Annotated in this window: 16 protein-coding genes and 1 pseudogene; 6 read left to right on the top strand and 11 right to left on the bottom strand. The window is 71.8% G+C overall.

The annotated features are described in order from the left end of the window. Positions 1-305, top strand: a pseudogene (locus ACFXPK_RS18405) (pyroglutamyl peptidase); the annotation flags it as partial. Positions 306-345: 40 nt separating this feature from the next. Here the strand turns inward: ACFXPK_RS18405 and ACFXPK_RS18400 are convergent. Continuing rightward, entirely contained in the window at positions 346-1,179 is an 834-nt protein-coding gene (locus ACFXPK_RS18400; RefSeq protein WP_385076563.1) for an EI24 domain-containing protein, read from the bottom strand. A 125-nt stretch (positions 1,180-1,304) separates the two neighbouring features. On the opposite strand from ACFXPK_RS18400, the gene ACFXPK_RS18395 reads away from it, so the two are divergent. Further along, a complete protein-coding gene (locus ACFXPK_RS18395) occupies positions 1,305-3,899 on the top strand; it encodes a M14 family zinc carboxypeptidase (protein WP_385076560.1) in 2,595 nt (864 codons plus the stop codon). A 107-nt stretch (positions 3,900-4,006) separates the two neighbouring features. Here ACFXPK_RS18395 and ACFXPK_RS18390 read toward each other — a convergent pair whose 3' ends face one another. The 7 genes from ACFXPK_RS18390 to ACFXPK_RS18360 all read right to left on the bottom strand — a co-directional run bounded on the left by ACFXPK_RS18390 (position 4,007) and on the right by ACFXPK_RS18360 (position 12,848). Continuing rightward, complete coding sequence (locus ACFXPK_RS18390) at positions 4,007-5,485, bottom strand: family 43 glycosylhydrolase (protein WP_385006696.1); 1,479 nt, start codon at positions 5,483-5,485, stop codon at positions 4,007-4,009. Positions 5,486-5,497: 12 nt separating this feature from the next. Continuing rightward, on the bottom strand, positions 5,498-6,436 hold the full coding sequence (locus ACFXPK_RS18385; protein WP_385006699.1) for an arabinan endo-1,5-alpha-L-arabinosidase: 939 nt from the start codon (positions 6,434-6,436) through the stop codon (positions 5,498-5,500). 317 nt (positions 6,437-6,753) lie between these two features. Next, positions 6,754-8,259, bottom strand: a complete 1,506-nt coding sequence (locus tag ACFXPK_RS18380; protein WP_385076557.1) for an alpha-N-arabinofuranosidase — start codon at positions 8,257-8,259, stop codon at positions 6,754-6,756. A 209-nt stretch (positions 8,260-8,468) separates the two neighbouring features. Continuing rightward, on the bottom strand, positions 8,469-9,335 hold the full coding sequence (locus tag ACFXPK_RS18375) for a carbohydrate ABC transporter permease (RefSeq protein WP_385076554.1): 867 nt from the start codon (positions 9,333-9,335) through the stop codon (positions 8,469-8,471). Then, on the bottom strand, positions 9,332-10,273 hold the full coding sequence (locus ACFXPK_RS18370; protein WP_385076551.1) for a carbohydrate ABC transporter permease: 942 nt from the start codon (positions 10,271-10,273) through the stop codon (positions 9,332-9,334). The genes ACFXPK_RS18375 and ACFXPK_RS18370 overlap by 4 nt, the downstream gene beginning before the upstream one ends. After that, positions 10,270-11,628, bottom strand: coding sequence for an extracellular solute-binding protein (locus ACFXPK_RS18365; RefSeq protein WP_385076547.1), 1,359 nt, complete (start codon positions 11,626-11,628; stop codon positions 10,270-10,272). The genes ACFXPK_RS18370 and ACFXPK_RS18365 overlap by 4 nt, the downstream gene beginning before the upstream one ends. Before the next feature lie 200 nt (positions 11,629-11,828). Continuing rightward, positions 11,829-12,848, bottom strand: coding sequence for an NADP-dependent oxidoreductase (locus tag ACFXPK_RS18360; protein WP_385076544.1), 1,020 nt, complete (start codon positions 12,846-12,848; stop codon positions 11,829-11,831). Between the two features lie 139 nt (positions 12,849-12,987). On the opposite strand from ACFXPK_RS18360, the gene ACFXPK_RS18355 reads away from it, so the two are divergent. Continuing rightward, positions 12,988-13,425, top strand: coding sequence for a MarR family winged helix-turn-helix transcriptional regulator (locus ACFXPK_RS18355; RefSeq protein ID WP_385002625.1), 438 nt, complete (start codon positions 12,988-12,990; stop codon positions 13,423-13,425). A gap of 13 nt (positions 13,426-13,438) precedes the next feature. Here the strand turns inward: ACFXPK_RS18355 and ACFXPK_RS18350 are convergent, their stop codons facing one another. Next, positions 13,439-14,122: a hypothetical protein gene (locus ACFXPK_RS18350; protein WP_385076541.1), complete on the bottom strand. Its 684-nt coding sequence runs from the start codon at positions 14,120-14,122 to the stop codon at positions 13,439-13,441. A gap of 213 nt (positions 14,123-14,335) precedes the next feature. Between ACFXPK_RS18350 and ACFXPK_RS18345 the strand changes: the two genes are divergently transcribed. The 3 genes from ACFXPK_RS18345 (at position 14,336) to ACFXPK_RS18335 (ending at position 17,736) form a co-directional block, all read left to right on the top strand. Then, on the top strand, positions 14,336-14,896 hold the full coding sequence (locus ACFXPK_RS18345) for a hypothetical protein (RefSeq protein ID WP_385002632.1): 561 nt from the start codon (positions 14,336-14,338) through the stop codon (positions 14,894-14,896). Between the two features lie 254 nt (positions 14,897-15,150). Then, positions 15,151-16,194, top strand: a complete 1,044-nt coding sequence (locus tag ACFXPK_RS18340) for a rod shape-determining protein (protein WP_385002635.1) — start codon at positions 15,151-15,153, stop codon at positions 16,192-16,194. Between the two features lie 6 nt (positions 16,195-16,200). Beyond that, positions 16,201-17,736, top strand: coding sequence for a GAF domain-containing protein (locus ACFXPK_RS18335; RefSeq protein WP_385076538.1), 1,536 nt, complete (start codon positions 16,201-16,203; stop codon positions 17,734-17,736). A gap of 75 nt (positions 17,737-17,811) precedes the next feature. Here the strand turns inward: ACFXPK_RS18335 and ACFXPK_RS18330 are convergent, their stop codons facing one another. Next, positions 17,812-18,627 (bottom strand): SAM-dependent methyltransferase, encoded by an 816-nt coding sequence (locus tag ACFXPK_RS18330; RefSeq protein WP_385076535.1) that lies wholly within the window; start codon positions 18,625-18,627, stop codon positions 17,812-17,814. A 135-nt stretch (positions 18,628-18,762) separates the two neighbouring features. Further along, complete coding sequence (locus ACFXPK_RS18325) at positions 18,763-20,682, bottom strand: right-handed parallel beta-helix repeat-containing protein (protein ID WP_385076533.1); 1,920 nt, start codon at positions 20,680-20,682, stop codon at positions 18,763-18,765. Positions 20,683-21,240 lie beyond the last annotated feature (558 nt).

Raw genomic sequence — 21,240 nt, 5'->3', positions numbered from 1 at the left:
AGCCCCCGGCGCGCCCCACCCCCCCCGCGCGCCCCCCCGCGGCCCCGACCACCGTCTCGTCGGCTCGGTCAGGGGTAGGCGGGGACTATCTCTCCAACGAGATCGCCTACCGGGCGACCCTGCTGCGCGACCGGCTCGGCCGGTCCATACCGGGCGGCCATGTGCACACGCCGGTGCTCCAGTTCGGGACGGGGAACACCGATCCGGCGACGGGGACGGTGACCGACCCGGAGTTCGTGAGGAACCGGGTGGACATCGTGGCGCAGCTCCGGTCGATCGTCACCGTGGCCGCCGACGCCTCCTGAGGGCCTGAGGCCCGCCCTCGGCGGCGCGGGGCGCGCCCGGCTACTTCTCCAAGGTGAGGGGTCGGCCGGGCCGCCCCGCCCCCGCGTCGTCCGGCCCCGCCCCCGCGTCGTCCGGCTCGGCCTCCGGGTCCGGCTCGCGCTCCCCCGTCAGGTCGCGGACCAGCAGCGTCGCCCCCGCCACCGCGCCCGGCATCAGGAAGACCGCCACCACCGGAACGAGGAAGGCGAGCGCGATCGGCACCCCGAAGCCGAGCGTGAGCATCCGCCGGCCCCGCAGCAGCGCGAGGCGCTCCTTCAGCTCCACGCCGCGCCGCTGGAGCGCCACCGCCGTCAGCTCCTCCGCCAGGAAGTAGCCGGTGACGCAGAAGCCGAGCACGGGCACGACCGTCTGTCCGACGACCGGGATGAAGCCGAGGGCGAAGAGCAGGATCCCGTAGAGCGCCACCCTGACCAGGATGCGGACGCTGTCCCGCGCGGAGATCCACAGATCGCGCCAGAGCGGCAGCTCCGACTGCGGGGCCTCGCCGCCCTCCGCGCGGTCGACCTCCTCGGACAGCGACTCGTAGAAGGGCTGGCCGATCAGGAGCGTCACCGCGGTGAAGGTGACCACCGCGAGGAAGAGCCCGAGGACGAAGAGGAGCACGGTCAGGAAGGAGCGGAAGAGCCCGAGCCAGGGCGAGGCCCAGTCGTCGGCGAACGGGGTGGACCAGGCGATCAGGTCGTCGGCGCCGTAACCGAGGCCGATGAGCGCGCCCGCGTACAGCACCAGGGTGACAAGACCGGGCAGCAGCCCGAACCCCAGCCACCGGCCATGACCGGCGACCCAGCGCTGGCCCTTCATCACATAGCCGAAACCCGACCCCAGATCATGCATACGGGTCACCCTACCGGCGCCCGGGAAACACCCCCTTGCCGTCCCGGGGCTCAGCCTGTAGACCCCTGCGTACCGATCAGCGTCGATCACCCTCCCCCGTCCACCTCACTGGAGGAAACCCACGCATGGGGATACCCCGACCGCTCCTGCTGACCACCGCCGTCACGGCCGGTGCCCTGCTGCTCGCGCCGCTGCCCGCCTCCGCCGCTCCCGTACGGGAGGACGCGCCGCGGCCCCATCCCGTACGGGAGAGCGGACCCCGGGAGAGCGGACCGCAGACGAACGGCCCCCGGACCGACGCCCGTACGGATACGACGGCCACCGCCGGGGCGGACGCCGCGCTCCCGGACAGCCGCGCCTATCCGCGCCGGACCGTCCTGGAGACCCCGCCGGAGAATCCGGCCGACCGGTCGATCAAGCTGGGCCTGGCCCCGTACCACTCGCTCGCCCCCCGGCTCAACGCCCTCCAGAAGCTGGGGAACCGGGTGAGTGTGGAGGTCGCGGGCCGCTCGGCGGGCGGGCATGAGCTGTATCTCGTCACCGTCACCGCGCCGGAGAGCGCGCGGGAGGTGCGGGAGCAGCGGCGGATGCGCGAGCTGATCGAGAGCGCCCCGGCGCTGGCCGCCAAGGACCGCCGGATCAAGTCCACGTACAAGACACCGGTGTTCATCAACAACAACATCCACGGCAACGAGTGGGAGGGCACGGACGCCGCCCTCGAACTGATCGAGGAGCTGGCGAAGGCCGAGGACGGCGCGACGGCCCGGCTGCTCGCGTCGAACCGTGTCTATCTCAACGTGACCGCCAACCCGGACGGCCGGATCGCCGGGACCCGCGCCAACTCAGCCGGTTTCGACCTCAACCGGGACTTCATCACCGGTTCGCAGCCCGAGTCGCGCGCCGTGCGGCGGATCGCCGTCGACAAGCAGCCGGCGGTGATGCTCGATCTGCACGGCTATGTCAACGGGACGCTGATCGAGCCGACCACACCGCCGCACGGCGAGAACTACGAGTACGACCTCTTCCTGAAGAACGCCTACGCCAACGCCCTCGGCATGGAAAAGGCGGTGAACGGTCTCGGTCACACCCCCGGCAAGGACGGGGTGGAGCCGGCCGTCATCCCCTTCCGCGACCAGCAGGAGGGCTGGGACGACTGGCCGCCGATCTTCACCCCGCAGTATCTGGCCTTCCAGGGCGCGGTGGCCTCGCACACCGTCGAGTTCCCGATGCGGGTCAACAACAGCTCGTACGACACCCTGCCGGTGGCCGAGCTGCGGCGGCGGTCCGCGATCAACACGGAGATCGCGGGCGCGGTGATGCGCGCGACGCTCAAGTGGACCGCCGAACACCGGACCTCGGTGCTCGCGGACCAGGTGGAAACGTTTCGGCGGGGCGCCGCGGGCGAGGCGCAGCGGCCGGTGTCCGAGGAGACCGTGCCGGGGGTGCCGGGGATCGGCCCCGAGGACGTCTACACCACCGACTTCCCGCGCGCGTATGTGATCCCGGCGGGCGCCGGCCGGCGTTCGGCGACCGCGGCGGCCCGGCTGGTGGACCACCTCGTCGCCAACGACGTCCGGGTACGGCGCGCGAGCACCGGCTTCCGCCTCGCGGGCAAGCGGTACCCGGCGGGTTCGTACGTGGTCGACATGCACCAGGCCAAGCGCGGTATGGCCAATGTGATCCTGGACGCGGGCCGGGACATCAGCGCGGACGTCTCCACGATGTACGACATCTCGGGGTGGAGTCTCGGGCTGCTGTGGGGCGCGAGCGTCGACAAGGTCCAGGAGGCGGGCGGGGGTCCGCACCCGCCGGGGCTCGTCCCCGGGCGTACGGTGTCGGCCGCCGCCCCCACCGGGGAGGTGGCCAGGACCGGCGATCTGCGGCTGCGGCTCGACGACCCGCGCGAGCTGGCCGCGCTCAACTCCCTGCTCGCGCAGGGGGTGACGGTACGGCGGGCGGCGGACGGCTCGGCGGTCGTACCGGCGTCCGCGCGTCAGCGGGCGGCCGTTCTCGCGGACCGTCTCGGGGTCGCCTTCACCGCCACGAAGGAGAAGGGCTCGGGGACGCTGCACCGTACGCGGGTCGCGGCGGCCGTGACCTCGGGCGAGCTGTTCGCGCTGCGGGAGATGGGGTTCGAGGTGGTGCCGGTGTCGGCGGCCACGCTCAACGCGGGCTTCGACTGGTCGGCGGTGGACGTCCTGTTCGTCTCGTCCGGCCTGCGCTACGCCGACCTCGGCGCCCCGGCCCGTACCGCCCTGGGATCCTTCCTCGGCTCGGGCGCGAAGGGCGGGGGCCTGGTCGCCCTCGGTTCGGCGGGCGCCGCCTTCAACACCGCCGCCGGGCTGCTGCCCGCCACGGCGGTCGCGGGCAACGGCGACGCCAACGGGGTGGTCCGGGTGGTGAACGCGGGCGGCACCGTCACGGGCGGCGCCCCGGCGCACTCGTTCGTCTACTCGCCGCTCTGGTTCACGGGCCTCGGCTCCGGGGTGCGCGTCGACCAGTCGTACGGGACCGGCGAACCGCTGGTGTCGGGCCACTGGCGCGCGAGGGAGGACGGCACGGGCGCCCCGGGCGACGCGGCGGGCCGGGCGTCGGTGGTCAGCGGGGTGTCCGCGACGGGCGCGCGGGTGACGCTCTTCGGCACGGAGCCGCTCTTCCGCGCCCACCCGAAGGGGCTCTTCCCCCAGGTGGGGCGCGCGCTGCTGGCGGCGGCGGGCTGAGCGGGCCCGGATCCTGAACACCCGGGGGCCGACCCTCCCGTACAGGTACCGGTACGCGTACCGGTAGTCGTACGGGAGGGACGGTCCCTCCCGCTGGGTGCCGTGCGTCAGGCGGGCCTGATCTGCCACTGCTGGCAGGTGTTGTTCAGCCAGGACCACTGGCGTACGTCCGCGCCGTCGGCCGTGGAGCAGTCGGCGACGTCCGCGACCTTGCCGCTGCGCGCGTTCACGATCCGTACCCAGCCGCCCTGTGCGGTGACGACCGTCCGGAACGCCTGGCAGAGGTTGTTCAGCCAGGACCACTGGCGCAGATCGGCGCCGTCGGCGACGGAGCAGTCCGCCGTGTCCAGGACCTTGCCGGTGGCGGCGTTGACGAGGCGGCTGGTGTCGTTGCCGAGATCCTCGAACCGCCAGCGCTGGTGCGCCCCTCCGTTGCAGCTCCACTGGCGGACATCGGCGCCGTCCGCCGTCGAACCTCCTGCCACCTCAAGGCACTTGCCGCTGTTGCGGTTGACGACGGTGTACGCCGACGGGGTGGCCGCGCTCTCCCCGGAGGGTCCGGCGAGGGTGGTGCCGAGCGCGACGGGGGTGCCGAGGTTCGGGGTGCCGTCGGCGTTCCAGGTGAACTTCTGGGCGCGGGTGGTCCGGCCGTTGTCGCAGCCGTCGCCCGCCGCGTCGTTGGCGTGGTAGACGATCCAGCTCTCGGTCCCGTCGGGCGAGGTGAAGAACCCGTTGTGGCCGGGACCGTACACACCGGCCGCGTCGTCGCGGCTGAAGACGGGCGTGGACTTCTTCGTCCAGGACGACGCGCTCAGCGGGTTCGTCCCCGTGTAGGTGAGCTGGCCCAGCTTGTAGTCGGGCGTCCAGCAGCCGCTCGCCGAGTAGACGACGAAGGTCCGGCCGCCGCGTTGCAGCACCTCGGGGCCCTCGTTGACCGTACCGCCGGAGCGCTCCCAGGCGAGGGTCGGTGTGGAGATGGTCGAGAAGGGTCCGCTCAGTGTGTACGGGTTGCTCATCGGGGCGATGACGAGGTTCTGCGTGCCCCCGCCGTTCGCGCTGCCCAGCAGGTACAGCGAGCCGTTCAGGGTGAGCAGGCTGGCGTCGAGCATCCAGCCGGAGCCGAGCTGCCCCCGGTAGGTGTACGGGCCCATGGGGTCGGCGCCGGCGCTCTCCAGGACGTGGACGCGCTGGGTGGGGTTGTAGTCGGCGATGCCCTGGCCCGCCACGTAGTACAGGTACCAGTGGCCGTTCCAGAAGTGGATCTCGGGGGCCCACATGTTGCAGCAGCGCGAGGAGGTGGAGTCGGACCACACCTGGACACTCGGCGCGGTCGAGAGCCCGGCCAGCGTGGGCGACCTGCGCATGGTCAGCTCGGACGTCCAGGACGTCGTGATCAGGTAGTAGTTGCCGTCGTGGTACTGGATCCACGGGTCGGCGCCCTTCTGCGCCTTGACCGGGTTGGTGTACGGGCGGCCCTCCGCGGCGCCGGCCGCCCCGGAGAGCTGGGCGGCGAACGCGGCGAGGAGCAGGGCCAGCAGGAAGACCAGCGCGCGGCGGGTCCGCCCGGCCCGGGGGGTGGGTGTCATGACCGGCCCCCGTCAGTACGCCGTCGGCCAGCCGCCGGACCAGCTCAGCAGATTGACGCCGAGCTTGGGTGTGCCGTTGTCCTGGCCGTCGTAGTAGTGGTAGACGAGCAGGTCGCCGTCGCTGTCCGGCATGATCGACTGACCGCCGGGGCCGATGTAGCGGCCGTGGCTCTCCAGTACGAGGGAGCCGCCGTTGTTCATCATGTTCACGCCGTTCTTGTCGACGTAGGGACCGGTGACGGCGGTGGCCCGGCCGACCTTGATCTTGTACGTGGAGCCGGTGCCGGCGCAGCACGTGTCGTACGAGGCGAACAGGTAGTAGTAGCCGCCCCGTTTGACCACGAAGGGCGCCTCGACGGCCTTGGTGCCGGTCGGCCGCGAGGCCAGCGAGCGGCGCGCGGTGTCGCCCGCGTACTGCTTGCCGGTGGCGGGGTCGATCCTGATCATCTTGATGCCGGTCCACCAGGAGCCGAAGGAGAGCCACCACTTGCCGTCGTCGTCGACGAAGAGGTTGGGGTCGATGGCGTTGTAGTCGCTGCTCGCGTTGGACGTGTAGACGATGCCGTAGTCGCTCCAGCTCCCGGGCTGCCCGGTCGTGGAGCCGGCCAGCCCGATGGCGGAGGTGCTGGACCCGAAGGACGAGACGGCGTAGTACATCAGGTACTTGCCGCCGTGGTACGAGATGTCCGGCGCCCAGGGGTCCTTGGCGGAGGAGTACGTGGACCACCAGCTCGGCAGGGTGGTGAAGGCGGAGCTGTTGCGGCCGAAGGCGATCCGGTCGGTGGAGGTGCGGGCCTGGAGTCCGTCGCCGGTCGAGTAGAGCAGGTACTGGCCGGAGGAGGTGCGCACCATCGTCGGGTCGTGGACGACGATGTCGCCGGTGACCCGGCCGGGGTTGGGGTAGGCGGAGGCGCTGCTCGGGACGAGGGCGAGGAGGACGGCGGCGGGCAGGGCGAGGAGCGTGGCCCTGCGGGACGCCCGGGACCTGCGCGGGGTGCGGGGGGTGCGGGCGGTGTGGGGGGTGCGGGGGGTGCGGCTCACGCGAATTCTCCTTACGGCGTGCGGGGAAACCGTTCGGACCGTTCGGCATTTCGAACTCTGATCGTGACTTCGGACGGGAAGCTAGAGTCGAAGCGCTTCCGCGTCAACGGTTCGCGCAGACTTCGTCACGCTCTCCCCGCTCATCCCGTCCACCGCTCGGCGCCCCACACGTCGCCCGGCCCCCGGTGGAGCGGTTCCACCGGGGGCCGGGCACCGTACGGCGGCGGTCAGCGCAGCCGGATCACGTTCCAGGACAGCGGCTCCAGGGTCGCCGTCAGCGCCCCGTCCGTGAGCGCCGTGCCCTCCCCCGGGTGCGGGGCGACCCGCTCCCGGTCCTCCAGGGTGTTCTTCGCCTCCGGGTCGGCGTCGGCGAGCACGGAGTGCTCCACCAGCTCCGTCACCCCGAGTCCGGCGAGGGCGACCTCCAGCGGCAGCGGCTCGGTCTGGCTGCGGTTGACCGCGAAGACGGTGACCGAGCCGTCGTCGGCCCGTACGGCGGTGGCGTGCAGCAGGTCCGTCTCGCCGTGCTTCTTCGTCTCGTGCGACGGCGAGTCGACCCGTACGTCCAGGACCGTGCCCCGGCCGTACTTCGCCGCCTGCGCGAACGGGAAGAAGGTGGTCTGCCGCCAGGCGGGCCCGCCGGGCTCGGTCATGATCGGCGCGATCACGTTGACCAGTTGGGCCAGGCAGGCCACGGCGACCCGGTCCGCGTGGCGGAGCAGGGCGATCAGCAGGGAGCCGAAGACGACGGCGTCCGTCACCGAGTAGACGTCCTCCAGGAGGCGCGGGGCCTCCTCCCACTCCTCGACCTGGTGCGGGTTGGGCTTCTCCATGTACCAGACGTTCCACTCGTCGAAGGAGAGGTTGATCTTCTTCTTCGACTTGAGCCGGGCGCCGACGTGGTCGCAGGTCGCCACGACCTTCTCGATGAAGGTCTCCATGTCGACCGCGGAGGCCAGGAAGGAATCGCGGTCCCCGTCCGCCTCCCAGTAGTAGGCGTGCAGGGAGACATGGTCGACGAGGTCGTAGGTCTCGGCCAGCACGGTGGCCTCCCACTCCGCGAAGGTCTCCATGCCGGAGCCGGAGGAGCCGCAGGCGACCAGTTCGACGTCCGGGTCGATCTGGCGCATCGCCCGCGCGGTCTCGGCGGCGATCCGCCCGTACTCCTCGGCGGTCTTGTGGCCGGTCTGCCAGGGGCCGTCCATCTCGTTGCCGAGGCACCACAGCTTGATGCCGTACGGGTCCTTGTCGCCGTGCGCCCTGCGCCGCTCGGAGAGTTCCGTGCCGCCCGGGTGGTTGGCGTACTCCTGGAGCTCGATCGCCTCGGTCACCCCGCGCGTGCCGAGGTTGACGGCCATCATCGGCTCCGCCTCGGGGCCCGCCTTGCGGACGAAGTCGATGAACTCGGAGAGCCCGAAGCGGTTGGACTCCGTGCTCTTCCAGGCCAGGTCGAGCCGGCGGGGGCGCTCGGCGACGGGGCCGACGCTGTCCTCCCAGCGGAAGCCGGAGACGAAGTTGCCGCCGGGGTAGCGGATGGCCGTCGGGCCCAGCTCCCTGACCAGGTCGAGGACGTCCCCGCGGAGCCCCGCCTCGTCGGCGGTCGGGTGGCCCGGCTCGTGGAGACCGGTGTAGACGCAGCGGCCCAGGTGCTCGACGAAGGAGCCGAAGAGACGGGGGTTCACCTCTCCGACGGTGAAGTCGGGGTGCAGGGTGAAGCGTGCGGAACGGGTCATGACTTCCTCAACTGACGATGGAACGGTGAGAACGGGATCGGGTACGTGGAGGTGGTGGAGGCGGACCCGGGGGTGGACGTGGGGTGGGACGTGGGTCCGGGAACGATGAGAGCAGGAGACCGGCGGGGGCGGGGAGACCGGGGCCGCCGTTCAGCGGCGTAACGCGAGGGCGCCCAGGGGCGCGGAAGCGCTTCGATCCGGGCGCCCGCTCACTGGCCCGCCAGCCCGGTGTGGGCGACGCCGCTGACGATCTGCCGCTGGAAGAAGACGAAGACGATCACCAGCGGCAGCCCCGCCATCAGCCCGCCCGCCATCAGTTGCGCCCACTGGATGCCGTAGGAGTTCATGACGGTGGCGATGCCGTTCGGCATGGTCATCAGGTCGGGGTTGTTGGTCACCATGTAGGGCCACAGGAAGTTGTTCCACGAGGCGATGAAGGTGAAGATGGCGACGGCGGAGAGCGAGGGCCGGGACAGCGGCAGCACGATGGTGAAGAAGACCCGCCACCGGCCCGCGCCGTCGATGAACGCCGCCTCCTCCAGCTCCCTGGGGATGGACTGGAAGAACTTGTAGAGGATGTAGACCATCGCCGCGGGCGCGCACTGCGGAAGGATCATGCCCCAGTACGTGTCCACCATCCCCATCGCCTGGACGGTGGTGAACAGCGGGACGCCCAGCACCGCGGGCGACACCATCAGACCGGCCATGACGAGGCCGAGCAGCGCGCTCTTCCCCCGGAACTCGGTCCGGGCGAAGCCGTATCCGGCGAGGGCCGAGACCAGCACCACGACGAAGGTGACGCAGACCGAGACGACGAACGAGTTGACGAACCAGTTGGGCAGGTTGCCGGACTCGAAGACGGCCGTCCACGCCTGGGCCGTCCACTCCTTCGGCAGCCACCGTACGGGCAGGGCGACGGCCTCGGTCTCCGACTTCAGCGAGGTGAACAGCGCCCACAGCAGGGGCGCCGTCCACACCGCGGAGACCGCGGCGCCGAGCGCGGTGAGCACGATCTGGGCGGGCGTCCACTTCCTGCGCTCGGCGGGCCGCTTCTCGCGGGCCGTGGCGATCGTCATCGCGCGCCCTCCTCACTCTTGCGCAGCAGCCACATCCGTCCCAGGGCGACGGCCGCGATGATCACGAAGAAGATGATGGACATCGTGGAGGCGTAGCCCACGCGGTAGCTGGTGAAGCCCTGTTCGAGGGTGTACTGCACGAACGACCTGGTGCTGTTCTCGGGCCCGGGGCCGAAGTCCTGCATCACGACGGCCTGGTCGAAGAGTTGCAGCGAGGCGAGGATCTGGAGCGCGATCACCAGCCCGGTGATGTTGCGGAGCATCGGCAGGGTGATGTGGACCATGCGGTGCCAGGCGTTCGCGCCGTCCAGATGCGCGGCCTCGTAGAGGTGGGCGGGGATACCCTGGAGCGCGGCGAGATAGAGCAGGAAGCTGAAGCCGGCCGTCCACCACAGGGTCTGGATGACGACGGCGAGCAGCGCGTACGCCTTGTCGGTCAGCCAGGGTGTGTCGGTGCCGAGGACATGGTTGACCAGGCCGGTACCGGGGTTGAAGAGCCACTGCCACAGGTTGCCCGCGACGGTCGACGGCAGCAGGAACGGCATGAAGAAGCAGAGCCGCCACAGCCACTTCCCGCGTTCGATGTGGTGGGCGAGCATCGCGAGCAGGAAGGCGAGGAGGGTGATGGACGGTACGACGAGCAGGGTGAAGTACGCGCTGCGGCCGAGCGAGTCCCACATCATCGTGTCGTGCAGGGCCTCGCGGTAGTTGTCGAGGCCGATGAAGCTCGTACCGTCGCCGGAGATGTTGGCGTCCGTGAAGCTGAGGTAGACGCCGCGCAGCAGCGGCCAGATCACGAAGAGGACGAAGAGGGACAGGAACGGGGCGACGAACCAGCCCCCGTGCTGGAAGCCCTGTCGGCGGCGGATCCCCGCGCCGTCGGCGGCGGTTCTCGCGCGCGCCGGGGCGAGGACGGTCTCGGCACCGGTCGTCGTCATGCCACCGCGCCTTCCTGTGCGGCGGTCCTGCCGTCCATCGGGTTCTTCATGGCGAGGAGCCTGGCGAGCTGTTTCCTCATCCGTCCGGCGGCCACGTCCGGTTTGGCGGAGCCCGTCGTGGAGGAGACGACGAGCGGGCCGACCTCCTGGGCGAGGACGCCGGTGGAGCCCGCGAACCACACCTTCGGCTCGGTGGCCTGGTGGTCCATGGCGCTCGCGTACTCGTTCTGCGGCGCGAGCCGCCGGTACGCGGGCGTGGACAGCGTGGGGGTGTAGGCGGGGATGTGGCCGCCGGCCGCCCACTGGAGGGCGTGCTTGACGACGTACGCGGCGAGCCGGTGCGCGCCCTCGTTGGCGGGGCCGCCGCGGTCGGCCTGGTGCGGCAGGACGAAGGAGTGCGACTCGGCGTGGGTGGCCGGTCTGCCGAAGACGGGCGGCAGCGGGGTGGCGCCGTACTCGACCTTCGCGCCGGAGAAGACGGGCACGGACCAGTTGCCCTCCCACGCGAACGGGGAGCCGTTGAGGAACTGCTCGGCCCCGGCGGTGCCGCCGTACCCCGGGTCGGCGTACCCGTCGGTGATGTGCCGGCGCAGGAACTCCAGGACCTGGGTGGCCTTGTCGACGTCGAAGACGACCTCGGTGTGGTCGGCGCTGAACCAGGCGCCGCCGAGCTGGGTGTAGAAGGCGACGAAGAACCACCACTGGAAGTTCTGGTCGCTGTGCCACAGCCCGATGGTCTGGAGCCCCTTCTTCGTGGCCTTCTTGGCCTCCTTGAGCACGCCGAACCACTCGTCGGTGGACGTCACCGGCACCATCCGGCCGTCGTCGCCGAGCAGACCGGCCTTCCCGAGGACGTCCTTGCGGTAGAAACAGAGCTGTACGTGGATGTCGAGCGGGAGCGCGTAGAGGGTGCCGTCGACGACGGCGCGCTTCCACAGCTCCGGGTTGAAGTCCGCTTCCCTCACGCCGTATTCGGCGAGCAGGTCCATGTCCCAGGGGTCGAGCAGGCGGCCCGGGGAGAAGCCGGTGACCCGGCCGAGGTGCATCACGCCCAGGTCGGGGGCGCGGTTCCCGGCCGCGGCCATGGCGAGCTTGGTGTAGAAGGGGTTGCCCCACTGGAGGGTCGAGTCCTTGACGTCGACATCCGTAGTGGCCCGGCGGAACGCGTCCAGCATGGCGATCATATTGGCGCCGTCGCCGCCGCTGAAGAGGTTCCAGTAGCGGACGCGGACGTCCGCGTCCGAGGCGAGCGCGGAGGCGCCGGTCCCCGCGGCGGCCAGGCCGAAGCTGCCGGCGACGGCGAGTGCTCCTAGTCCTCCGAGCACGCCGCGGCGGCTCGGGAGCGATGGTGGCATGACGGCTCGATTCTGTCGTCCTCCCACGGCCCCGCCCGCCTCGTCCGAAATACCGAACGGCGACCGTAACTTCGAACCGGAAACTATGGTCGGAACGCGGACGAGTCAATCCCTCGCGCAAGAAAAGACCCGGGGGCCACACCCCGTCACAGGGGTGCGGCCCTCGGGCCTCGATCGGCGGGCGGCCGGCGGGTGGCGGATCAGCCGCCGAGCGACACGACCATCTTGCCGGTGTTGTCGCCGCGCAGGACGCCGAGGAACGCGTCGAAGCCGTTCTCGATGCCGTCCACGACGGTCTCGTTGTACTTCAGCTCACCGGCGGCGAGCCAGCCCGCGACGTCCTGGACGAACTGCGGCTGGAGCCCGAAGTGGTCGGCGACGAGCATGCCCTGGATCCGCAGCCGCTTGCCGATCACCAGGGCGAGGTTGCGCGGCGCCGGGGTCGGCTCGGTGCTGTTGTACTGCGCGATCATGCCGCAGACCGTGACCCGGCCGTGCAGGTTGAGCGAGCTGATGGCGGCTTCGAGGTGCTCGCCGCCGACATTGTCGAAGTAGACGTCGATCCCGTCGGGCGCCGCCTCCGCGAGCAGCTCCTTGACCGGGCCGCTCTTGTAGTTGAAGGCCGCGTCGAATCCGTACTCCTCCACGAGGAGCTTGACCTTCTCGTCGGAGCCCGCGGAGCCGATGACCCGCGAGGCGCCCTTGAGCCGGGCGAACTGGCCGACCTGGCTGCCGACGGCCCCGGCGGCGCCGGAGACGAAGACGGCGTCGCCCTCCTTGAAGGACGCGGTCTCGAACAGGCCCGCGTACGCGGTCAGTCCGGTCATGCCGAGCACGCTCAGATAGGCGGAGAGCGGGGCGGCCGAGGCGTCGACCTTCGTGGCCCTGTCCGCCGGCAGCTCGGCGTACTCGCGCCAGCCCAGACCGTGCAGCACATGGTCGCCGACCGCGAACCCCTCGGCGCGCGAGGCGACGACCTCGCCGACCGCGCCGCCCTCCATCGGACGGTCGAGCTGGTACGGCGGCACGTACGACTTGACGTCGTTCATCCGGCCCCGCATGTAGGGGTCGACCGAGAAGTACAGGTTACGGACGAGGATCCGGCCCTCGCCCGGCTCGACCACCGGCACATCGCGCAGCGCGACGTCACCGGACTCCGGCCAGCCGTGGGGTCGGGCGACAAGATGCCAGGCACGGCCGGACGCGGGAAGTGCGGTCATGGCGGAGTCCTCCTCGGACAGCTCAGCGGCGGCGAGCCGGCACCGGATGGACCGGATGCCAGGGGTAAAGCTTCACCACCTGAAACAACCATGCTCCTGAATATTTCATGTTGTCAAATATGTGGGTACCCTGATACCCATGGCCACCACCGCGCGCAGAGACCCGCTGACCGTCGAAGTCCTCGAACTCATCGGCACCGTCGTGGCGCGCTACTACGAGGAGTACGACCGGGCCGCGGCCGACCACTCCCTCACGGGTGCGCAGGCACGCGTCCTCGGACTGCTTTCCCTGGAACCTATGCCCATGCGCCGGATCGCGCAGAACCTGAAGTGCGAGCCGTCGAACGTCACCGGCATCGTGGACCGGCTCGAAGCGCGCGGTCTGGTGGAGCGCCGCCCCGACCCGGCCGACCGGCGGGTGAAGCTCGCGGCGCCGACGGAGAAGGGGCTCTCCACCGCCGCCCTGCTGCGGAACTCGCTCGGCTTCGCCCGCGCGCCGCTCGCCGGCCTGTCGGAGGAGGAGCGGACGGTGCTGCGGGACCTGCTGAAGCGGATGCTGGGCCAGGACGTGGTCTGACACCCGACCGGGGTCAGGCGCACCACCAGAGGAACCGGACACAGGTCTCGGACGGCTCGGGCTCCGGCTCCGGCGCGGGCGGTGGCGGCGCCGTGGTCGGCGTGGCCGGATCCGGGTCCCCGGTGGGCTCCCCCGTGGGACCGCCCTCGGGGTCACCGGGGTCCGTCGCACCGGATCCGCCGGGCTCCGGACTGCCGGGCGCGGCCGGGTCCGTACCCTCGTCGCCGTCCGGCGCGCCGGGCGAGGACGGGACGCCGGAGGGGGCGGGCGGCACCTCCCCGGGGGACCGGTCCGCCTCCGGTCCACCGCCGGTGGCCGGGGCCGCGGAACCGTCCACGGTCGGGCCCGTGCCGTCGCCGGAGGCGGAGCCGGATCCCGGGGAGACCTCGGGGCCCGGGTCGTCGGGCGCGGCCGGGCGGTCGGTGTCGCCGTCGAACGAACCACCGTCGGGCAGGACGGACCTGTCCTCCTCGACCGAGGCCGCGCGGCCTCGGCCCGGCGCCTCGAACGCGAGATGCGCCAGGCTGAGCGCGCCCACCGCGAGGACCACCGCCAGCGCGCCGATCAGCGCCCTGCGCCCGCGCCGGCGACGGCCCGCGGCGCGGCGCTCCGCACGGGAGGCGGGGCCGGAGCGGGAGCCGGGGGCGGTGCCGGGTCCGGGAGCGTGACCGATCAGACCCATGTCACCGTCGATCACGGGCCCGGACTCTCCGTAGCCGCCCGTGTTCTCGGCGGGGGCACCGCATCCGGGGCAGGTCAGCGCTCCGTTGAGGTGCCGTCGGCACGGGTGGCAGTAGTCCATGGCGCCCGAAGATTATGCGCTCCCGGGAGGGGGCTGATGTCGAGTCTGTGAGGGTCCTGTGCGGATGGGCGGGCCGGTGGTGTGGCGCGCACCGGGCAGGATGGCGCCATGACGTCCACCGGGCCGTTCGGGCCGCTCGAATTCCAGCTCGTCCTGCTGCGCCGGATGGCCGACCACCACCCGGAGCTGGTCGACGGGGCCCGCCACGAGCTGGGCGTGTCCCTGGCCGACATGCGCGAGGCCAACCGGCGCTGGCAGGCCATGGTGCGCTCGCCGCGCTCCCGTTCCGCGGCGGCCCGCTACCGCTCCGTACTCGGCGAGCCGGAGCGTGTCGTCCGGCGCCGGATCGGCGACCTGGAGTGCGACGCGCTGCTCTGGCCGGTGGTGCTCTGGCCCACCCTGCGCTTCGAGGTGATGACCGCGCCGGGCGGGGCGGTGTGGAACGAGTGGCTGGTCCGCGCCCCCGGCGGGACCGGGCCCGAGCTGCGTACGGCGGAGGATCTGCGGCCCTGGTCGTGCACGGTGGACGAGGTGGCGCGGGCCTTCCCGCCGGCCCGGCCCCTGCCGGGGACGGCGCCGACGCGGACGGGGCTGCGGTTCACCCTGCCCGACGGGGGGATCCGGGTCGCGGAGTTCACCTGGGGCCTGCTCCAGCGCTGGACGGAGTGACGGCGCGTCACGGCAGCGCTCGTACGACGGCCGGAGCCGGATCGCCGTACGACCGCGGGCGGGACCGACGTACGTTCGGGGGCGCCAACGCCGTAGAACCGCGGGCGGGACCGACGTACGGCCGGGGCGCGACCGCCGGCCGGGTGACGCCCGGGCGGAGCAACCCGGCGCGCGCAGCCCGCGCCGGGACCGCACGATCGGTACAGGGCCGGCGCCGCCGGTGCACCACATCCGCGTTCTCGGGAGACCCTGCCGTGACCGTCAGTCTTGAGCAGTTGCGCCGTTGCCACATCGCCGTCGACCTGGGGGCCGCGAGAACGAGAGTGTTCGTGAAGGGGGCCGGACTCGTCGTCGACGAGCCCAGCGCCGCCGCCGTGAACACCCGTACGGGCGCGCTCATCGCCGTCGGCACGCTCGCCGAACGCATGACGGGCCGCACCCCCGACTACATCCGGGTCGCCCGCCCCGTCACCGGCGGCACCGTCGTCGACATCGAGATGGCCCAGCGGATGCTGCGCCACCTCATCGGCGACAAGCTCCGCAGACAGCTCCGCCGCAAGCCCCGGCTGCGCGCCGCCGCGTCCACCCCGCACGACGCCGATCCGCTCGCCCAGCGCGCCACCATCGAGACCCTGCTGGGCCTCGGGGCCCGCCGGGTCGAGCTGGTCGACACGCTGATCGCCGCCGCCGTCGGCTGCGGGCTGCCCGTGGAGCAGCCGACCGCCACCATGATCATGGTATGCGGGGCGGCCACCACCCAGATCGCGGTGCTGTCGCTCGGCTCGATCGTGACCGCGCAGCGGATCCCGGTCGGCGGCAACGCGATCGACCACGCGGTGATCCAGCACCTGCGCCACCAGCACCAGCTGATGCTGCCGAGCCAGTCCGTACGCCCGCTGCAACTGGCCCTCAGCGGCAACGGCCTGAGCCCGGACGGACCGGCCGAGACCGAGATCCACGGCCGGGACGTGGCCACCGGCGTCGCCCGCTCCGTGCTGGTCGACACCGCCGCCGTACGCAGCGCGATCTACACGCCGCTGACCGCGGTCCTCGACGGCATCGGCAAGGTGCTGCGGGACTGCCCGCCGGACCTGGTGGCCGATCTCGCCGACAGCGGGATCATGATGGTCGGCGGCAGCGCCCTGCTGCCGGGGCTCGACGGGATGCTGCGCAAGGCGACGGGGATGCCGGTGACCATCGCGGAGCGCCCGGACATCTGCGCCGTGCTGGGCCTCGGAGCGATGCTGGACGGCAAGATCCAGCCGATGGTCCTGAACCCGCTGGCCGACGCGCACTGAACGGCGGTGCGTCTGGAGGACGTCCTCGGCATCGGCGACGACCTCGCGCTGCGCACCACGCTCCAGCAGCTCGTGGACAGCGCCGCCGACCTCGTCGGCGCGCGGTACGGCGCGCTCGGCGTGGTCGAGCCCGAACGCGGCGGACTGGCCGAGCTGTTCACCACCGGGACCCGGGGCGGGGCGGACGACGCGGGGCACGGGCGCGCCGGGCGGCTCGCGGAGGCCGGCACCGGACTGCCGGGACTGCTGCTGACGGACCCGCGCCCGCTGCGCCTGGACGACGCCGCGGCCGATCCGCGCGCGGCGGCGGCCCCGCCGGGCGGTCCCCCGGCGCACACCTTCCTCGGGGTGCCCGTCCAGCTCGACGAGGAGGTCCTCGGCCATCTCTATCTGACGGACAAGCGGACCGGGCTCTTCACCGAGCAGGACCAGAACCTGCTGCGGATCCTGGGCTCGCAGGCCGCCATCGCGATCGGCAACGCCCGGCTGTACGGCACGGCCCGGCAGCGCGAGCGGTGGATCACGGGGGCCGCCGCCGTCACCAACGCCCTGCTGACGGGGGTGAACGCGATGGACGCGCTGACGACGGTGGCCGAGTCGGCCCGCGCGCTCGCGGACGCCTTCGCGGGTGTGGTGCTCCAGCCGACCGAGGAGGGCGGGATGGAGATCGTCGCCGCGTCCACGTCCGACGACCCGGGCGACATCGTCGGCACGACCATCGCCCCCGGCTCGCCCGTGCTGGTCCAACTGCTGGGCGGGGACCCCGTGTTCATCGAGGACTCGTCCACCGACCCCCGGATGACCACACATGTGCGCTCGCGCTTCGGGCCGAGCATGATGCTGCCGTTGCAGAGCGGCGGCAAGCTGATCGGGACGCTGGCCCTGCCACGGAAGCGCGGTGGCAGGCCGTACCGCGCGGTGGACCGGCTGCTGGCCACACAGTTCGCCTCGCAGGCGGCGCTCGCGCTCGTACTGGCGGACTCCCAGCACGACCGGGAACGCCTCGCGGTGTACGAGGACCGCGACCGGATCGCCCGCGATCTGCACGATCTGGTCGTGCAGCGGCTGTTCGCCACGGAGATGATGCTGGAGTCGACCCGGCGGCGGGTCGCCGAACCCTCGCTGGACGGGCTGCTGGAGCGCGCGGTGGACGAGCTGGACTCGACCATCCAGGAGGTACGGACGACGATCTTCGCCCTCCAGCAGCCGCCCGCCGACGGCCCGTCGGGCGTGCGCGCCACGGTGCTGCGCGAGACGGGCGGCGCGGCGGTCCTGCTGGGCTTCCGGCCGTCGGTGCGCTTCAGCGGCGCGGTGGACACGCTGGTGAGCCCCGGGGTCGCCAGGGAGCTGCTGGCCGCGCTGCGCGACGCGCTGGCCGCCGCGCACCGGCGCGGCGGGGCGACGGCGATCGAGGTGGAGATCGATGCGACGGCGCGGGCGGCGGACGGCACGGGCGGGGTACGGCTGGTGGTGACGGACGACGGGGCGCGGGAGGACGGCGCCCCCGGGGGGACGACGGTGACCTGGGAATCCCCGAGGTGACCCGGAGGACGCGAGGAGGGCCGTCGCCCCCCTCGTGCTCCCCCGGCGGTCCGGACCCGGCCGAGTCGCCGGAGGTTACGGCTTGCGGCCCACGGCCCCGTACGCGTCGACCGCCACGCTCACGGTGTCGGCCTCCGGGCGCCACCGCGTGACCTGCTCGACGCCGGGCTCCACCAGGTCGAGACCGTCGAAGAAGCCGCCGATCTCGTCGACACCGCGCACGTAGTAGGGGATGGCGCCGCTCTTGTTGTACGCGTCCGACGCGGCGATCATCCCCTCGCTGGTGGAGGTGGAGTCGCTGATCACCAGGTGGCTGCCGGACGGCAGTCCCGCCATCAGCCGGGTGACGAGCGCGCGCGCCTCCTCGTACGAGGCGACATGGCCCAGGGTGTTGAGGATCATCAGCGCGACGGGCCGCGAGAGGTCCAGCGTGCCCGCGGCGGCCTTGAGGATCTCCTCGGGCTCGTAGAGGTTGGCGTCGAGGTAGTCGGTCCTGCCCTCGGGCGTGCTGGTGAGCAGGGCGCGGGCGTGGGCGAGGACCAGCGGGTCGTTGTCGACGTACACGATCCGGGAGTCCGGGGCGACGCGCTGGGCGACCTGGTGGGTGTTGTCGGCGGTCGGCAGGCCGGTCCCGATGTCGAGGAACTGGCGTACGCCCTGCTCCACCGCGAGGTACCGGACGGCCCGGCCGAGGAAGTGGCGGCTCGTCAGGGCCACGTCGACCAGGCCGGGGAAGATCTCCTTGATGTGGTCCCCCACGGCGCGGTCGACGTCGTAGTTGTCCTTGCCGCCCACGAAGTAGTTCCAGAAGCGCGCCGAGTGCGGCTTGCCGGTGTCGATCCGCGCCCGAGCGGCGGCGGAGGACTCGAAGCGGGGATCACGGTCGGACACGGAAAGCGCCTCCTCGGCGGACACGGCAGCGGGTCAGGGGCACCAACCTAGACGAACGCGCACCGTGGGCGCACCTTTCGATCACACCAACTCCACATGATCGGCGGCCTCTTGGAGACCTGCCGCCCCCTCCCGTCAGCAGAGGTTGTGTCCGGGGCTGACGGTGGACCCGCTCCAGTCGAGCGCCGCGGGCCCGGCGAGGAGCAGGGCGGTGGCGGCCGTCCAGTCGTTGCCCGTCAGGTCGTTGCCGGCGATGACACAGCCGGTGGCGGTCACGGCGGTCGAGACCCCGGTGACGGTGGTGCCGCCGTCCTTCCTGATCTGGTTGCCGGTGACGAGACAGCCGGGCGAGGTCACCCGGATCCCGGCCGACGCGGCGGCGCGGATCGTGTTGCCGGACACGGTGGCGTTGCCGCCGGGGGCGCTCGCCACACCGATCATGATCCCGTGGTTGGCGGCGGTGCCGTCGATCAGGTTGTTGGCGACGAGGGCGCCCGAACAACCCGCGATGTTGATGCCGTTCGACCCGGCCGCCGTCACCGAGTTGCCGGTGACCGAGACCCGGTCGCTGCGCTGTGCGAGGATGCCGCCTCCTCCGGTGCCGGTGGTGCGGTTGCCCTCGACGACCGTGCCGGACGCATAGTCGGTCCGTACCCCGTAACCGGTGCCCGCGCGCACGGTGTTGCCCCGGATCACCACATCGCTCCAGAGGGCGTTGGCGAGCCCGGCGATCCGGATCCCGGCGTCGGAGCCCGAGCCGTCGATGATGTTGTCGGTGACGGTGAGGCAGCGGCAGCCCTGTGGGGTGGAGGAGGCGGTGGCCGCGTGGATGCCGGCCGCGCCGGTGCCGGAGATGCGGTTGCCGGTGATGACGGAGTCCCGCCAGTACAGGGCGAGGATCCCGGTGTCGTAGGCGCCGGTGATCTCGCAGTCCCTGACGGTGATCCGGTCGAAGTACGAGCCGGCCACGCTGGCGTGCGTACCGACGGCGCGGCCCCAGTCGCCGAGGCGCGCGGAGGGGCCGAACCAGCATCCGGTGATCTGGATGTCCCGGCAGGCGGTGCCGTCGAAGTCGCCGATGGCGCTGGACCCGGTCCTGGCGATGTCGATCTGGACGGCCTCGGAGGTCACCCGGGACTGGTCGGCGGTGTTGTCGGTGAACCCCTCGAAGCGGCAGTCCACGATCCGGCAGCCGTCGACGGCGTTGACCTCGATGCCGTGGGCGCCCGAACAGTCGCGGAAGACGGCGTCCTTGACCAGGATGTCCGAGCAGTGGATGAACGTCATGATGTTGGTCGTGGCGGTGACGACACCGCTGCCGTCGGCGGCGCGGTAGGCGTTGCCGTCCCAGGTCCCGCCGTAGACCCGGATGTGCGAGTGGCCGGCGTACGCGGGGAACGCGTCGTCCCCGTAGAAGTTGCGGAAGCAGCCGGTGGTGGCGTGGATGGAGCGGATGGTCGCGCCGTGGGCCACCACCGTGGTGTTGGCGCGGCAGACGACGAACGTGAACACGTTGTACGTACGGCCGGGCGGGAAGAAGACGATGCCGCCGCCCGCCGCGTAGGCGGCGTCGAAGGCGGCCTGGACGGCGGCGGTGTCATCGGCGACCCCGTCCCCGAGGGCGCCGAAGAGCGTCGGGTCGAAGACCCCCTGCCCTGACAGGTCGACCGGCTCGGTCAGGGCCGGTAAGACCCCTTCCGGCCCGGCCTCCGTCCGCCCGGCGGCCGGGCCCGCTCCTCCGGCGGCAGCGGGGCCCGGGGTCTCCCGGGCGGCGCGGTACCGCCGTACGATCCGGCCGGCGGCGTCCGGGTACTCGTACTCGATGGCAGGGACGTCCTCGACCAGGAACGTCCGCAGCGCCCCGGGCGCCGAGGATCCGGCGCCGTTGCTGAGCAGGACGCGGATCGGTGTCGTCCCGTCGGCCTCGAAGACACCACCGGTCACCTCACCGCCGCCGCCGGCGACGCGCAGGGTGACCGGGCAGTCGGGCAGGGTCTCGCCGCCGGTCGTGGTCAGGACGTCGGAGGGCGTCCCGCCGTAGGTGTAGAGCGCCATCGGATCGGTCCCTCTTCGCCGGGTGTCCCAGTAACTCCTCCTGGTGTGTACCCAGATACGCGGGGCCGTTCCACGGTTCCCATTCCCTTGTTTTCAAGATGATATGAAGAAACGTTTTGGTGTGATCCGCCGGCGGACGCGCACGTCCGCGGGTGCGTGCCGTTCGGACCCGGCGGCAGCGACCGCAGTGTCGTACACGAGGTGACCGGCCGTCGGCCGGCAGCCCCGGACACCACCCACGCGTACGGCTCTTCACATCGATTCTTCGCGGCAATTCTCCGGGTCGATTCTCCGCGTCGATGATGTTCGTTCAGGAGCAGCTTTCCGGAATTCCACCGAATGTTTCTCCCAAGGTCGCGTGCCCCGGTTCCCGGACTTCACACAATGACCTCCGCGGGACCGCGACCACCATGGCGTACGGCTCTGTCCGCTCACGGCTCTGTCCGCTCACGGCTCGGGGGGGCGGGACCCAAAACGCGGAGCCCCCCCACCACCAGATAACGCCCGCCACCGCCACCAGAGACGCCCGGGAGCCCCACCACACAAAAACCAAGCAAC

Origin of the sequence: Streptomyces sp. NPDC059142 (genome assembly GCF_042755665.1) — a bacterium.
GTDB lineage: Bacteria > Actinomycetota > Actinomycetes > Streptomycetales > Streptomycetaceae > Streptomyces.
This window is presented reverse-complemented; position numbering and strand designations above follow the sequence as displayed.